The 15,960-nt window shown below is 52.2% G+C and carries 12 protein-coding genes and 1 riboswitch; of the genes, 4 read left to right on the plus strand and 8 right to left on the minus strand.

What is annotated here, in order from left to right; translation table 11 throughout:
* Positions 1-268 precede the first annotated feature (268 nt).
* Together murI and btuB are read right to left on the minus strand one after the other, a co-directional pair.
* Positions 269-1,126: a glutamate racemase gene (gene murI, locus ACJHWR_RS15230; RefSeq protein ID WP_000201825.1), complete on the minus strand. Its 858-nt coding sequence runs from the start codon at positions 1,124-1,126 to the stop codon at positions 269-271.
* Positions 1,071-2,915, minus strand: a complete 1,845-nt coding sequence (btuB, locus tag ACJHWR_RS15235) for a TonB-dependent vitamin B12 receptor BtuB (RefSeq protein ID WP_000591346.1) — start codon at positions 2,913-2,915, stop codon at positions 1,071-1,073. The genes murI and btuB overlap by 56 nt, the downstream gene beginning before the upstream one ends.
* Positions 2,916-2,979: 64 nt before the next feature.
* Positions 2,980-3,170, minus strand: a riboswitch (cobalamin riboswitch).
* 113 nt (positions 3,171-3,283) lie between these two features.
* On the opposite strand from btuB, the gene trmA reads away from it, so the two are divergent.
* Entirely contained in the window at positions 3,284-4,384 is a 1,101-nt protein-coding gene (gene trmA / locus ACJHWR_RS15240; protein ID WP_000187018.1) for a tRNA (uridine(54)-C5)-methyltransferase TrmA, read from the plus strand.
* 39 nt (positions 4,385-4,423) lie between these two features.
* Here the strand turns inward: trmA and ACJHWR_RS15245 are convergent, their stop codons facing one another.
* A complete protein-coding gene (locus ACJHWR_RS15245) occupies positions 4,424-4,783 on the minus strand; it encodes a YijD family membrane protein (protein WP_000806411.1) in 360 nt (119 codons plus the stop codon).
* Positions 4,783-5,433, minus strand: coding sequence for an HTH-type transcriptional repressor FabR (gene fabR, locus ACJHWR_RS15250; protein ID WP_001309117.1), 651 nt, complete (start codon positions 5,431-5,433; stop codon positions 4,783-4,785). The genes ACJHWR_RS15245 and fabR overlap by 1 nt, the downstream gene beginning before the upstream one ends.
* 331 nt (positions 5,434-5,764) lie before the next feature.
* Between fabR and sthA the strand changes: the two genes are divergently transcribed.
* Entirely contained in the window at positions 5,765-7,165 is a 1,401-nt protein-coding gene (gene sthA, locus ACJHWR_RS15255; protein ID WP_001120806.1) for a Si-specific NAD(P)(+) transhydrogenase, read from the plus strand.
* On the opposite strand, the gene oxyR is transcribed toward sthA, so the two are convergent.
* The 4 genes from oxyR to argC form a co-directional block, all read right to left on the minus strand.
* Positions 7,148-8,065 carry a DNA-binding transcriptional regulator OxyR gene (gene oxyR / locus ACJHWR_RS15260; protein WP_001025939.1) on the minus strand — a complete coding sequence of 306 codons (918 nt, stop codon included), beginning with the start codon at positions 8,063-8,065 and terminating at the stop codon, positions 7,148-7,150. The genes sthA and oxyR overlap by 18 nt on opposite strands.
* A 266-nt stretch (positions 8,066-8,331) precedes the next feature.
* Entirely contained in the window at positions 8,332-9,705 is a 1,374-nt protein-coding gene (argH, locus tag ACJHWR_RS15265) for an argininosuccinate lyase (protein ID WP_001230093.1), read from the minus strand.
* Between the two features lie 60 nt (positions 9,706-9,765).
* Complete coding sequence (argB, locus tag ACJHWR_RS15270; RefSeq protein ID WP_001309116.1) at positions 9,766-10,542, minus strand: acetylglutamate kinase; 777 nt, start codon at positions 10,540-10,542, stop codon at positions 9,766-9,768.
* Between the two features lie 7 nt (positions 10,543-10,549).
* A complete protein-coding gene (argC, locus tag ACJHWR_RS15275) occupies positions 10,550-11,554 on the minus strand; it encodes an N-acetyl-gamma-glutamyl-phosphate reductase (protein ID WP_000935356.1) in 1,005 nt (334 codons plus the stop codon).
* Between the two features lie 153 nt (positions 11,555-11,707).
* Here argC and argE point away from each other — a divergent pair, with 153 nt between their 5' ends.
* Positions 11,708-12,859, plus strand: coding sequence for an acetylornithine deacetylase (argE, locus tag ACJHWR_RS15280; protein ID WP_001361903.1), 1,152 nt, complete (start codon positions 11,708-11,710; stop codon positions 12,857-12,859).
* A 301-nt stretch (positions 12,860-13,160) separates the two neighbouring features.
* Positions 13,161-15,812, plus strand: a complete 2,652-nt coding sequence (ppc, locus tag ACJHWR_RS15285) for a phosphoenolpyruvate carboxylase (RefSeq protein ID WP_001005578.1) — start codon at positions 13,161-13,163, stop codon at positions 15,810-15,812.
* Positions 15,813-15,960 lie beyond the last annotated feature (148 nt).

Below are 15,960 nucleotides of genomic sequence, written 5' to 3' on the forward strand. Positions count from 1 at the left end.
GAGTGCCCACACAGATTGTCTGATAAATTGTTAAAGAGCAGTGCCGCTTCGCTTTTTCTCAGCGGCGCGGGGTGTGCATAATACGCTTTCCCGCTACAGAGTCAAGCATTTTTTTGCTTTTCTCTGTTGAGATTCTCAGGAGAACCCCGCTGACGCGGCGGCGTGTTTGCCGTTGTTCCGTGTCAGTGGTGGCGCATTATAGGGAGTTATTCCGGCCTGACAAGAGGAAATTTAAAATAATTTTCTGACCGCGCAACATTCAACCAAATCAGCCTAAAACTGCCAGTTTTTCGAGCGTTTCGAAGCCGTAACGCTGTAAAACGGGCAATAATTGTTCAGCTTCTGGCGTCATTGCCATACAAAAGGCAATATTCGCATCGGCAGATTTTGCATCCGGGGCTTCATGTTCTAACAGCCAGGCCGTTCGGCGAGCAATCGCTGCGCCAGAATCCACCAGCCGGGTTCCCTCTGGCAGCACCTGTAACAGTTCTTCTTGTAGTAGAGGGAAATGGGTACACCCCAGTACAACGGTATCTGGCGGCTCTTTCATTCTTAACCACGGACGCAAGATACGTTTTAGCGCATCCAGAGAAACATCTTCGCCATGCAGCTTCGCTTCAGCCAACTCAACCATCTCTGCCGAGCCCAGCATTTCTATCTGGCATTCATTAGCGAAACGCGCGATCAGCTCATGAGTATAAGAACGTTTAACTGTTCCGCGGGTTGCCAGTAATCCGACAATGCCATTTGCCGTCAGACGTGCAGCAGGTTTAATCGCCGGCACGACACCAACAACCGGGAAGTCGAACTTTTCGCGTAATGCAGGAAGTGAAACGGTACTGGCAGTGTTGCAAGCGACCACAGCCAGCGCAAGGGGATAACGTTTTTGCACTGCGGTGACAATTGCCACCACTCGCTCAACAATAAACGCTTCGCTTTTTTCGCCATACGGGAAAGCGACGTTATCGAAAGCATAAATGTAATGGAGATCCGGTAAGAGATGCCGGATCTCGTCATAGACCGACAACCCACCGACGCCGGAGTCAAACACCAGCACGGTGGGACGTGGTTCAGAAGGTGTAGCTGCCAGACAAGGTGTATTCCCGTCCTGCAGTTTGGTAGCCATAGACTGTCTCATAATCTTTGTCGAACAGGTTGGCTATTTTACCACGAACTGTCAGATGAGAGGTGACCGGATACGCAACCGCAAGATCCCACAAGCTCACACCGCCCATTTTAACGGTTTGATAAGGATAAGATGAGTAATCCTTATCATAGCGAGTGCCTAAATACTGATAAGTAATACCCCAGTCGAAGTCATACAATTGCCAGTCGAGCTGGTATTTCACCTGCTGTTTAGCACGGCGTAACAACGGCACGTCGGTAATCGCATTACGCGCATCGACATAATCATAACTCACAGTATGCGTCAGTGGTCCGGTATCAAAATTGGCGGTCGCCTCGACCCCCTTAATCCGCGCTTTCCCTTCGTTGTAATATTTCAGGGTGTGATCATCATAATCGATCAAATCACTGACATCGTTACGATATCCGGAAATACGCCAGTTCACCCCAGCGGTTAAGCCTTCAAACGCGCCTTCCCACTGTTTGCTTTTCTCAGGATTCAGATTCGGATTTCCGTAGAAACCATACAGTTGCCCAAGATTAGGTGCCTTGTACGACGTGCCATAAGAAGCGATAAAACGATAGCCTTCGATGAATTCCCAACCGGCACTCGTTTGCCAGGTTCCATGACGACCAAACTGTGAGTTATCGTCGCTGCGGGCTGCGCCTTCAAATGTAAAATCGCCGACTTGTTGCAATCCGGTCAGATAGATACCAGTGTTACGTTGATCATACCCATCCTCAACATAACCAGTACCCGGCGTCGTAGTCTGTTTCTGCCAGTCAACGCCCGCACCAATATTACCGTGGCCAACGGTAACGTTATTTGCCCACTGGACGGTGTACTGCTTCATCTCATCCAGCGTCGCGGACGAATCATAACGACCATAATGGGGATCGTAGTTGTAATCTTTGCTATGGCTATAGCTGGTAATGAGTTGTGATTTAATCAGTTCACCGTTATAGCGCAGCCCGGCGTCCCAACTTTGGCTATAGAGTTTACGGGTATCGAGCAACGGTGAGCCGGGAGAATAATACGCGTCATAATTGGTACGGTTATCATAGCCATAGCCGCGCACAAAGCCGCTCCAGGCATCAGTAAAGTTATGCTCCAGCGCGCCATAAAGCGTTTTACTTAAAAAACCATCGTTATCTGTCTGCGCTTGCGTTCCGGTATTACCATAGGCAACAACATCATAACCATGAGTATGGGCATAATCGCCCAACAGCGTTACCCGTGTCTTATCCCCCAGTTGTTGCTGCGTGGAGACATCATAGTTCTGATAACTATTGCTTCCCCACCCTGCTGAAATTTCCGTTCCGGGTTCATCGCGCGTCGTGATGATATTCACCACCCCGCCTATTGCATCGGAACCATAAACAGCGGAGCGCGGTCCACGGATATATTCAATACGCTGGACAAGCGCAATAGGGAACTGGCTAAGGTCGGCAGAACCACTCACTCCCGCCAGATTCAGGCGGACGCCATCAATTAACACCAGCACATGACTGGCATTTGTACCGCGAATAAAAATAGATGAGAGCTGACCTGAACCGCCGTTTTGGGTGATATCGACGCCCGGAAGACGGCGCAGCACATCATTGACCGAGGTCGACTGCCAGCGGTCGATATCCTGACGGGTCACAACGGTGGTTGGTGCAAGCACAGTGCTGCGCGGCTGTTCAAAACGGTTAGCAGTAACGACGAGAGTATCCGGGCTGGTATCCTGTGCCCAAGCAGAAAAGGCTGTGACAGAACACGCCGTCAGCAGCGAAGCTTTTTTAATCATTGTAAAGCATCCACAATAGAAGAAGGATGCCGCAGGTTTCATCAATATTACGCGATGATGAGAACCAGATGCGACGTTAGCCGGCAGGTCTTCGGGCTTGGAGGGGTATCTAAGATACTAAGAGATGATGACTTCCCACCGGATGGCAGTGTCCGCATAACGCAATCATCGCACCTTTCCTTACCGCTGCGCGTCAGCTCCAGATTCGCACTGGATTCCCTATTAACTCACAGGACCGGCAAGTGGATGCTACAGGTTGTAACAAGTTACTGTCCAGACGTAGCTCACAAATAGGAATTCATCAAGATCTGGACATCTGATGAGCAATCCCTACAATCGCCGCGTACTTTAATTTTTCAGGATACATCATGACCCCCGAACACCTTCCAACAGAACAGTATGAAGCGCAGTTAGCCGAAAAAGTGGTACGTTTGCAAAGTATGATGGCACCGTTTTCTGACCTGGTTCCGGAAGTGTTTCGCTCGCCGGTCAGTCATTACCGGATGCGTGCGGAGTTCCGCATCTGGCACGATGGCGATGACCTGTATCACATCATTTTCGATCAACAAACCAAAAGCCGCATCCGCGTGGATAGCTTCCCCGCCGCCAGTGAACTTATCAACCAGTTGATGACGGCGATGATTGCGGGTGTGCGTAATAATCCCGTTCTGCGCCACAAGTTGTTCCAGATTGATTACCTCACCACGCTGAGTAATCAGGCGGTGGTTTCCCTGCTGTACCATAAGAAGCTGGATGATGAGTGGCGTCAGGAAGCGGAAGCCCTGCGCGACGCACTGCGAGCGCAGAATCTGAATGTGCATCTGATTGGTCGGGCAACGAAAACCAAAATCGAGCTGGATCAAGATTACATCGATGAACGTCTGCCGGTCGCAGGGAAAGAGATGATCTACCGTCAGGTAGAAAACAGCTTTACCCAGCCGAACGCGGCGATGAATATTCAGATGCTGGAATGGGCGCTGGACGTAACCAAAGGCTCAAAAGGCGATTTACTGGAGCTGTACTGCGGCAACGGTAACTTTTCATTAGCACTGGCGCGCAATTTTGATCGGGTATTAGCCACCGAAATCGCTAAGCCGTCGGTCGCTGCCGCGCAATACAACATTGCCGCTAACCATATTGATAACGTACAAATTATTCGTATGGCGGCAGAAGAATTTACTCAGGCGATGAATGGCGTACGCGAGTTTAACCGCCTGCAAGGGATCGATTTAAAGAGTTATCAGTGCGAAACCATTTTTGTCGACCCACCACGCAGCGGTCTGGACGGTGAAACCGAGAAAATGGTGCAGGCGTATCCACGTATTCTGTATATCTCCTGCAATCCGGAAACGTTATGCAAGAATCTGGAAACATTAAGTCAGACGCACAAGGTCGAACGTCTGGCTCTGTTTGATCAGTTCCCCTACACGCACCATATGGAGTGCGGCGTATTACTGACCGCGAAGTAAAACCCATGCCGGATGCATCAGCATCCGGCATGATACCGATTACTCAGCAACTTCCTGCTTACGGTTACGCATCTTCGCGCCAATCCAGAACACCATAATGACGGACAGTACTGCCGGGAAGAAGTTAGAGCCGATATCCGGATACTCCGCACGAACTACCGTGCTGTACAGCAGTACGCCGAGAATAAAACAGGCAGCTGCCAGACCCGGCAAGCCTACCGGCATAGTGCGATTAAGATAACGTTGATGCAGGCAGTAAACCGTCAGCACCAGGGAAATAATCGGGAATACAGAAAATGGCACAATGGAGCTAAACAGCGCTGCGAAAGTACCATTAATCGATAAGCCAGCAACTAACGCCAGCAGCAGCGTACCTCTATCTTGATTTGCTTGTTTCATTACTCGTCCTTCACATTTCCCGGAATAATTGCGGTTTTCTCTTGTTCACGGCGATACCAGTAATAAGCCCCTTTCGAAATCATTCGCAGTTGCAGTACCAGTCGCTCTTCTAATTGCCGACGTTGTTCAACGCCGACGTCCAACGCCTCGGCACCCGCACTGAAGACAATCGTCACCATGGCTTCGGCTTGCGCTTCAGTAAACGCACGCGGCATATGGTTTTCGAGTTCCAGATAGTCCGCAAGTTCCGCAATGAAGTGCTGAATTTCACGCGCAACGGCGGCACGAAACGCAGCGGAGGTACCGGAGCGTTCCCGCAATAATAACCGGAAGGCGTTAGGATTATTACCGATGAACTCCATAAATGTGGAGACCGAGGTGCGGATCACACTCCCGCCTTTGGCGATACGCTGACGCGCCTGGCGCATGAGTTGGCGTAGCATTAAACCGCTCTCATCAACCATGGTCAGACCCAGTTCGTCTACGTCGCGGAAATGCCGATAAAAAGAGGTGGGAGCAATGCCCGCTTCACGCGCCACTTCACGCAAACTCAGGCTGGCGAAGCTGCGTTCAGCACTTAATTGGCTAAATGCGGCTTCCACCAGCGAACGGCGGGTTTTTTCTTTTTGTTGCGCTCTTACGCCCATCACGATGTCTGAATCCTTGCCAAAAGTACTGCTGGCACTATACCAGAGAATGAACATACTGGATTGCTCCAGTGTTGTGAATGAACGGTAACGCAATAAAACATATTTACTGCAATTCTTTGGCCGGTTCTTTTACGTACAACGGAAACCTGCCGCTTAAACGGAGAGTATCGTCGATAAAAATCCAATAAAACGTTCAGGTCAAAAGTAAGAAACAGACAAAGCAAAGGCCGCTCACGATATAGCCAGATAAATGACGGGGATCAATTGGCTTACCCGCGATAAAATGTTACCATTCTGTTGCTTTTATGTATAAGAACAGGTAAGCCCTACCATGCCACATTCCTACGATTACGATGCCATAGTAATAGGTTCCGGCCCCGGCGGCGAAGGCGCTGCAATGGGCCTGGTTAAGCAAGGTGCGCGCGTCGCAGTTATCGAGCGTTATCAAAATGTTGGCGGCGGTTGCACCCACTGGGGCACCATCCCGTCGAAAGCTCTCCGTCACGCCGTCAGCCGCATTATAGAATTTAATCAAAACCCACTTTACAGCGACCATTCGCGACTGCTCCGCTCTTCTTTTGCCGATATCCTTAACCATGCCGATAACGTGATTAATCAACAAACGCGCATGCGTCAGGGATTTTACGAACGTAATCACTGTGAAATATTGCAGGGAAACGCTCGCTTTGTTGACGAGCACACGCTGGCGCTGGATTGCCCGGACGGCAGCGTTGAAACACTAACCGCTGAAAAATTTGTTATTGCCTGCGGCTCTCGTCCATATCATCCAACAGATGTTGATTTCACCCATCCACGCATTTACGACAGCGACTCAATTCTTAGCATGCACCACGAACCGCGCCATGTACTTATCTATGGTGCTGGAGTGATCGGCTGTGAATATGCGTCGATCTTCCGCGGTATGGATGTAAAAGTGGATCTGATCAACACCCGCGATCGGCTGTTGGCGTTTCTCGATCAAGAGATGTCAGATTCTCTCTCCTATCACTTCTGGAACAGTGGCGTAGTGATTCGTCACAACGAAGAGTACGAGAAGATCGAAGGCTGTGACGACGGTGTGATCATGCATCTGAAGTCGGGTAAAAAACTGAAAGCTGACTGCCTGCTCTATGCCAACGGTCGCACCGGTAATACTGATTCGCTGGCGTTACAGAACATTGGGCTGGAAACTGACAGTCGCGGACAGCTGAAGGTCAACAGCATGTATCAGACCGCACAGCCGCACGTTTACGCGGTGGGCGACGTGATTGGTTATCCGAGCCTGGCGTCGGCAGCCTATGACCAGGGGCGCATTGCCGCGCAGGCGCTGGTGAAAGGTGAAGCCAACGCACATCTGATTGAAGATATCCCTACCGGCATTTACACCATCCCGGAAATCAGCTCTGTGGGCAAAACCGAACAGCAGCTAACCGCGATGAAAGTGCCATATGAAGTGGGCCGCGCCCAGTTTAAACATCTGGCACGTGCACAAATCGTCGGCATGAACGTGGGCACGCTGAAAATTTTGTTCCATCGGGAAACAAAAGAGATTCTGGGTATTCACTGCTTTGGCGAGCGCGCTGCCGAAATTATTCATATCGGTCAGGCGATTATGGAACAGAAAGGTGGCGGCAACACTATTGAGTACTTCGTCAACACCACCTTTAACTACCCGACGATGGCGGAAGCCTATCGGGTAGCTGCGCTAAATGGCTTAAACCGCCTGTTTTAACACTTTATCGAAATGGCCATCCATTCTTGCGCGGATGGCCTCTGCCAGCTGCTCATAGCGGCTGCGCAGTGGTGAGCCAGGACGATAAACCAGGCCAATAGTGCGGCGTGGTTCCGGCTTAATGCACGGCAGATAAACAACCCCATCGCGTTTGCGTTCCGGCGGCACAGCCAGCGCAGGCAGTAAAGTGATTCCGCTACCTGCCGCCACCATGTTGCGCAGCGTCTCCAGGCTGGTCGCGCGGAAGTGTGTATCTTCATCCGCCCCGGCTTCAAAACAGAACCCCATTGCCTGATCGCGCAAACAGTGACCATCTTCCAGCATCAGCAGTTTTTCTCCTGCCAGATCGGCCATCGGTACGCATTCGCGGTTCGCCCACGGGTGATCTTCATAGATAGCCAGCAACATTGGCTCATCAAACAACGGCACTTCAATGAATGCTTCGCTCTCTTTCACCAGCGCGAGGATCACGCAATCGAGCTTGCCGCTGTCCAGTTGCGCCAGTAACTGGTGGGTCTGTGCTTCATGCAGATACATTTCCAGCTTTGGAAAGGTCTGGTGCAGCATCGGGATAATATGCGGTAGCAGATACGGTCCAACCGTGGGAATCAAACCAATATGCAGCGGCCCGGACATCGTCTCGCCCTGCTGGCTTGCCATCTCTTTAAGGACTTTCACCTCACGCAGCACGGTACGCGCCTGATCCACCAGCAGCATTCCCGCCTGGGTGAACAATACTTTACGGCTGGTCCGCTCCAGCAACATCACGCCCAGCTCATCTTCCAGCTTACGAATTTGCCCGCTAAGCGTCGGCTGGCTAACGTGGCAGGAATCTGCCGCACGCCGAAAATGGCGGTGTTCAGCCAATGCCACCAGGTACTCAAGATCACGAATATTCATTATCCATCCTCCATTGCCACGATAGTTCGCGGCGATAGGTAGCATAGCAACGAACGATTATCCCTATCAAGCATTCTGACTGATAATTGCTCACAGAAACGGAGCGGCACCTCTTTTAACCCTTGAAGTCACTGCCCGTTTCGAGAGTTTCTCAACTCGAATAACTAAAGCCAACGTGAACTTTTGCGGATCTCCAGGATCCGCTTTTTTTTTGCCATAAAAAGCCCAGCGATAAGCCAAGCTCAAATTAATACATATAAATGTTCTTACCCCAACCGAGCCTGCGCAAAAGCAATCGCCTGCGCCACCTGCTGCGGTGAGACGCCGCCTTTTGCCGCACGCTTGTCGAGGCACGATTGTAGCGACAGAATCGGATAGACATCTTCGCCAATCACCTGACTGAATTTCTGCAACTCACTGAGCGGTAGTTCTTCCAGCGGTTTGCCCTGACGAATGGCTTCCACCACCGCTTCACCCACAATATGATGCGCCTCGCGGAACGGTACGCCTTTCGCCACCAGGTAATCCGCCAGTTCAGTGGCGTTCGCATACCCCTGCTGCGCCGCTTCCTGGCAACGCGGACGTTTCACCTGAATGCCGTCCAGCACCAGCGCCGCCATATGCAGGCAGTCCAGCCAGGTATCGAGCGCGTCGAACAGACCTTCTTTGTCTTCCTGCATATCTTTGTTGTAAGCCAGCGGCAAACCTTTCAGCGTCATCATCATGCCGGTTAACGCACCCTGCACCCGGCCGCATTTACCGCGAATCAGCTCCAGCGCATCCGGGTTTTTCTTCTGCGGCATTAATGATGAACCGGAAGTCACGCGGTCCGAAAGCTCGACAAACCCCGCTTCGCCGGTGTTAAAGAAAATCAGATCTTCAGCAAAACGCGACAGATGCACCATGCCGATAGCGGCAGCAGAAAGCAGTTCCAACACATGGTCACGGTCAGAAACGCTGTCGAGACTGTTACGGGTCGCCGAAGCAAAGCCCAGCCAGCCTGCTAACTGTTCTCGGTCGATTTCATAGGCCGTTCCTGCCAGTGCGCCACAGCCTAGCGGGCTGACATCCAGACGCTTAAGCGCGTCCTGCAAACGGCTTTCATCACGCGCCAGCATCTCAACGTAGGCCAGGCACCAGTGCGCGAACGTCACCGGTTGAGCACGTTGCAGGTGAGTGTAACCCGGCATCACCGCGTCCTGATTGTTCTGCGCGGTCTCGACCAGAGCGGATTGTAACTGCCGGTTAGCCGTCAGCAACTCGCTAACGGTATCTTTGCACCACAGTTTCAGGTCAGTTGCTACCTGATCATTACGGCTACGCCCGGTATGCAGTTTTTTGCCTAACTGACCCACTTTGTCGATCAGTTTACCTTCCACCCAGCTATGGATATCTTCGGCGTCGCTTTCAAGGATTTGTTGTGGCCTGGCGCGAACATCTTCCAGCAGCACGTTCAGCGCCTCTTCCAGTTGCGCCTGCTCTTCTGCGGTTAACACGCCGACCGTTACCAGGGCTTTGGACCAGGCCACAGAGCCAACAATATCCTGCTCCGCCAGACGGTAATCAAAGCGCAGTGAGTCGTTGAATTGTTTGAACCGTTGATCTGCTGCCTGGGTAAAACGCCCGCCCCAAAGTGCCATAACTCTGTTTCCTTATTTTGAAATTCAATGCCGGAAAGCTGCGCCTCCGGCCAACAAAACTTAAGCTAAAATCCGCGTACCCATCGGCATACCGTTAAACAGTGCCGGAAGCTGTTCCGCATGACGCCAGGAGGCGATATCCACCGGGCGGCCCAGCGTGCGCGCAGCATCCAGCGCCGCGTTCACTTTCACTATCATGCCGTCAGTAATAATGCCCTGCTCAATCAGTTGTTCTGCTTTCGCGGCGGTCATTTCGGCAATACGTTGCCCTTTGCCGTCGAGAATGCCGCTGACGTCGGAGAGCAAAATCAGATCCGCGCCCAGCGTTGCCGCCAGCGCCGTTGCCGCCTGATCGGCATTGACGTTCATCAGTTGCCCTTCGTCTGTTACGCCAATGGAGCTGACCACCGGCAGATAACCGTTCTCCAGCAAGGAGTTGATAAGCTTAGGCGAACCTGGCTGCGCCAGTCCAACATGGCCTAACTCTTCATCAAGCTGGGTCACTTTGACGCTGTCGCCGTCACCGAGAAACAAACCTACGGCCGCAATCTGATGTTTCTTCGCCCATGCCAGCAGGGTTTTATTTGCCGTTCCCGCCAGTGCTCCGGTGATAATGTCAATCTGATCAGCAGGCGTCACCCGCAGGCCGTTTTTCTTTTTCACCGGCAGATTCAGCCCTTTCATCAGCTCATCCACCACGCAACCGCCGCCGTGCACAATCACCAGCGGACGCTGATGTGACACACGATAATTCACCAGTGCACTAAACAGACGTTCCAGCGCCTCTTCACTATCCAGCAGTACGCCGCCCAGTTTGATAATTAATGGATTCATCATTGCACCCTTAAATAAGAGACTGCGTTTCCGCATAGCCGAAACGAATATTGGCGCACTGTACCGCTTGTGCCGCCGCGCCTTTCAGTAAGTTGTCTTCGGTCGTCACAATAATCAGATGCTCGCCCTGAACGGCAAACCCGATATCGCAAAATGGCAGCCCAACGACATTTTTCAGCGCCGGAACGCCTTTGTCATACAGCCGCACCAGCGGTTTATGGGCATACGCCTGCTGTAACACTTGCGCGACTTGCGCCTGGGTCACACCCGATTTCAGGCGGCAGGTAATGGTTTCGAGAATGCCGCGCGGGAAATTGCCCAGATGCGGGGTGAAGATAACGTCAGCACCGAGATGTGTGGCGATCTCTGGTTGATGGCGATGGGTAAAGACGCCATACGGTTGCAGGCTAACTTCACAAAAACTATTTGAAATCGCTGCCTTACGTCCTGCACCGCTCACGCCGCTGGTAGCGTTGATCACCGGCCACTGAATGAGGTCAAGAAGATCGGCATCAATCAACGGTTTCAGCGCCAGCTGTGCTGCCGTCGGATAACAGCCTGGCACCGCAATCAAGTTTGCTTCTTTTAATTTATTACCGCACCACTCCGCCAGACCGTAGGCTGCCTGTTCCAGCAGTTCCGGGTATTGATGGGTAAAGCCGTAATATTTTTCATAGAAGGCGGCGTCGTTAACACGAAACGCGCCGGAAAGGTCGAACACCACGCAGCCGGCTTCAAGAAATTGCGGCGCTAAATCGTGGCTAACTTCATGGGCGGTGGCGAGAAACACCACGTCCACCCCTGGGCTAAACTCGCTGATATCCGACATCGGCTGCAACGGCAGATCAACGATGCCTTTTAGCTGCGGATGCAAATCGGAGATTAACTTTCCCGCATCATTGCTTTGCGCTGAAACAGTCAAAGCGGTTATGTTCATATGCGGATGGCGATTTACATAGGTCACTAGCTCTGCGCCAGCGTAGCCGCTGGCACCCACAATCAGCGTATTCAACATCGGGGCTATTCACCTTCTTATGTCTGGTTGCCAGGTTAAACGTAAAACATTCACCTTACGGCTGGTGGGTTTTATTACGCTCAACGTTAGTGTATTTTTATTCATAAATACTGCATGAATATTGATACTATCATGACCAGAGGTGTGTCAACAATGAAAAACAAATTACCGCCATTTATCGAGATTTACCGTGCTCTGATTGCCACACCTTCAATAAGCGCCACGGAAGAGGCACTCGATCAAAGCAATGCAGATTTAATCACTCTGCTGGCGGACTGGTTTAAAGATTTAGGCTTCAATGTGGAAGTGCAGCCTGTGCCAGGAACTCGCAACAAATTTAATATGCTGGCAAGTACCGGACAGGGGGCTGGCGGTTTGTTGCTGGCGGGGCATACCGATACGGTGCCATTTGATGACGGACGCTGGACGCGCGATCCGTTTACACTGACGGAGCATGACGGCAAGCTTTACGGCTTAGGCACCGCCGACATGAAAGGCTTTTTTGCGTTTATCCTTGATGCGCTACGCGATGTCGACGTCACGAAGCTTGCAAAACCGCTCTACATTCTGGCGACTGCCGATGAAGAAACCAGTATGGCCGGAGCGCGTTATTTTGCCGAAACTACCGCCCTGCGCCCGGATTGCGCCATCATTGGCGAGCCAACGTCGCTGCAACCGGTACGCGCCCATAAAGGTCATATCTCTAACGCCATCCGTATTCAGGGCCAGTCGGGCCACTCCAGCGATCCAGCACGCGGAGTTAACGCTATCGAACTGATGCACGACGCCATCGGGCATATTTTGCAATTGCGCGATAAGCTGAAAGAACGTTATCACTATGAAGCGTTTACCGTGCCATACCCCACGCTCAACCTCGGGCATATTCACGGTGGCGACGCTTCTAACCGTATTTGTGCTTGCTGTGAGTTGCATATGGATATTCGTCCGCTGCCGGGCATGACACTCAATGAACTTAATGGCCTACTCAACGATGCGCTGGCTCCGGTGAGCGAACGCTGGCCGGGTCGTCTGACGGTCGACGAGCTGCATCCGCCGATCCCTGGCTATGAATGCCCGCCAAATCATCAACTGGTTGAAGTAGTTGAGAAATTGCTCGGAGCAAAGACCGAAGTGGTGAATTACTGTACCGAAGCGCCGTTTATTCAAACGTTATGCCCGACGCTGGTTCTGGGTCCTGGCTCAATTAATCAGGCTCATCAACCTGATGAATATCTGGAAACACGGTTTATCAAGCCCACCCGCGAACTGATCACCCAGGTGATTCACCATTTTTGCTGGCATTAAAACGTAGGCCAAACAATGTCGGATGCGATGCTTGCGCATCTTATCCGACCTACACCTTTGGTGTTACTCGAGGCGATTTTTTAACATTCCCATAAGTTACGCTTATTTAAAGCGTCGTGAATTTAATGGCGTAAATTCCTGCTATTTATTCGTTTGCTGAAGCGATTTCGCAGCATTTGACGTCACCGCTTTTACGTGGCTTTATAAAAGACGACGAAAAGCAAAGCCCGAGCATATTCGCGCCAATGCGACGTGAAGGATACAGGGCTATCAAACGATAAGATGGGGTGTCTGGGGTAATATGAACGAACAATATTCCGCATTGCGTAGTAATGTCAGTATGCTCGGCAAAGTGCTGGGAGAAACCATCAAGGATGCGTTAGGAGAACACATTCTTGAACGCGTAGAAACTATCCGTAAGTTGTCCAAATCTTCACGCGCTGGCAATGATGCTAACCGCCAGGAGTTGCTCACCACCTTACAAAATTTGTCGAACGACGAGCTGCTGCCCGTTGCGCGTGCGTTTAGTCAGTTTCTGAACCTGGCCAACACCGCCGAGCAATACCACAGCATTTCGCCGAAAGGCGAAGCTGCCAGCAACCCGGAAGTGATCGCCCGCACCCTGCGCAAACTGAAAAACCAGCCGGAACTGAGCGAAGACACCATAAAAAAAGCAGTGGAATCGCTGTCGCTGGAACTGGTCCTCACGGCTCACCCAACCGAAATTACCCGTCGTACACTGATCCACAAAATGGTGGAAGTGAACGCCTGCTTAAAACAGCTCGATAACAAAGATATCGCTGACTACGAACACAACCAGCTGATGCGCCGCCTGCGCCAGTTGATCGCCCAGTCATGGCATACCGATGAAATCCGTAAGCTGCGTCCAAGCCCGGTAGATGAAGCCAAATGGGGCTTTGCCGTAGTAGAAAACAGCCTGTGGCAAGGCGTACCGAATTACCTGCGCGAACTGAACGAACAACTGGAAGAGAATCTCGGCTACAAACTGCCCGTCGAATTTGTTCCGGTCCGTTTTACCTCGTGGATGGGCGGTGACCGCGACGGCAACCCGAACGTCACTGCCGATATCACCCGCCACGTCCTGCTGCTCAGTCGCTGGAAAGCCACCGATCTGTTCCTGAAAGATATTCAGGTGCTGGTTTCTGAACTGTCGATGGTTGAAGCGACCCCTGAACTGCTGGCGCTGGTTGGCGAAGAAGGTGCCGCAGAACCGTATCGCTATCTGATGAAAAACCTGCGTTCTCGCCTGATGGCGACACAGGCATGGCTGGAAGCGCGCCTGAAAGGCGAAGAACTGCCAAAACCAGAAGGCCTGCTGACACAAAACGAAGAACTGTGGGAACCGCTCTACGCTTGCTACCAGTCACTTCAGGCGTGTGGCATGGGTATTATCGCCAACGGCGATCTGCTCGACACCCTGCGCCGCGTGAAATGTTTCGGCGTACCGCTGGTCCGTATTGATATCCGTCAGGAGAGCACCCGCCATACCGAAGCGCTGGGCGAGCTGACCCGCTACCTCGGTATCGGCGACTACGAAAGCTGGTCAGAGGCCGACAAACAGGCGTTCCTGATCCGCGAACTGAACTCCAAACGTCCGCTTCTGCCGCGCAACTGGCAACCAAGCGCCGAAACGCGCGAAGTGCTCGATACCTGCCAGGTGATTGCCGAAGCACCGCAAGGTTCCATTGCCGCCTACGTGATCTCGATGGCAAAAACGCCGTCCGACGTACTGGCTGTCCACCTGCTGCTGAAAGAAGCGGGTATCGGGTTTGCAATGCCGGTTGCTCCGCTGTTTGAAACCCTCGATGACCTGAACAACGCCAACGATGTCATGACCCAGCTGCTCAATATCGACTGGTATCGCGGCCTGATTCAGGGCAAACAGATGGTGATGATTGGCTATTCCGACTCAGCAAAAGATGCGGGCGTGATGGCAGCTTCCTGGGCGCAATATCAGGCACAGGATGCATTAATCAAAACCTGCGAAAAAGCGGGTATTGAGCTGACGTTGTTCCACGGTCGCGGCGGTTCCATTGGTCGTGGCGGCGCACCTGCTCATGCGGCGCTGCTGTCACAACCGCCAGGTAGCCTGAAAGGTGGCCTGCGCGTGACTGAACAGGGCGAGATGATCCGCTTTAAATATGGTCTGCCAGAAATCACCGTCAGCAGCCTGTCGCTGTACACCGGGGCGATTCTGGAAGCCAACCTGCTGCCACCGCCTGAGCCGAAAGAGAGCTGGCGTCGCATTATGGATGAACTGTCAGTCATCTCCTGCGATCTCTACCGTGGCTACGTACGTGAAAACAAAGATTTTGTGCCTTACTTCCGCTCCGCTACGCCGGAACAAGAATTGGGCAAACTGCCGTTGGGTTCACGTCCGGCGAAACGTCGCCCAACCGGCGGCGTCGAGTCGCTGCGCGCCATTCCGTGGATTTTTGCCTGGACGCAAAACCGCCTGATGCTCCCCGCCTGGCTGGGTGCAGGTACGGCGCTGCAAAAAGTGGTCGAAGATGGCAAGCAGAGCGAACTGGAAGCCATGTGCCGCGATTGGCCATTCTTCTCGACGCGTCTCGGCATGCTGGAGATGGTCTTCGCCAAAGCAGACCTGTGGCTGGCGGAATACTATGATCAACGTCTGGTAGACAAAGCACTGTGGCCGTTAGGTAAAGAGTTACGCAATCTGCAAGAAGAAGACATCAAAGTGGTGCTGGCGATTGCCAACGATTCCCATCTGATGGCCGATCTGCCGTGGATTGCAGAGTCTATTCAGCTACGGAATATTTACACCGACCCGCTGAACGTATTGCAGGCCGAGTTGCTGCACCGCTCCCGCCAGGCAGAAAAAGAAGGCCATGAGCCGGATCCTCGCGTCGAGCAGGCGTTAATGGTCACTATTGCCGGGATTGCGGCAGGTATGCGTAATACCGGCTAATCTTCCTCTCCTGCAAACCCTCGTGCTTTTGCGCGAGGGTTTTCTGAAATACTTCTGTTCTAACACCTTCGTTTTCAATATATTTCTGTCTGCATTTTATTCAAATTCTGAATACACCTTCAGATATCCTTAAGGAATTGTCGTTACA

This window comes from Escherichia sp. WS568, from assembly GCF_046486085.1.
GTDB lineage: Bacteria > Pseudomonadota > Gammaproteobacteria > Enterobacterales > Enterobacteriaceae > Escherichia > Escherichia coli.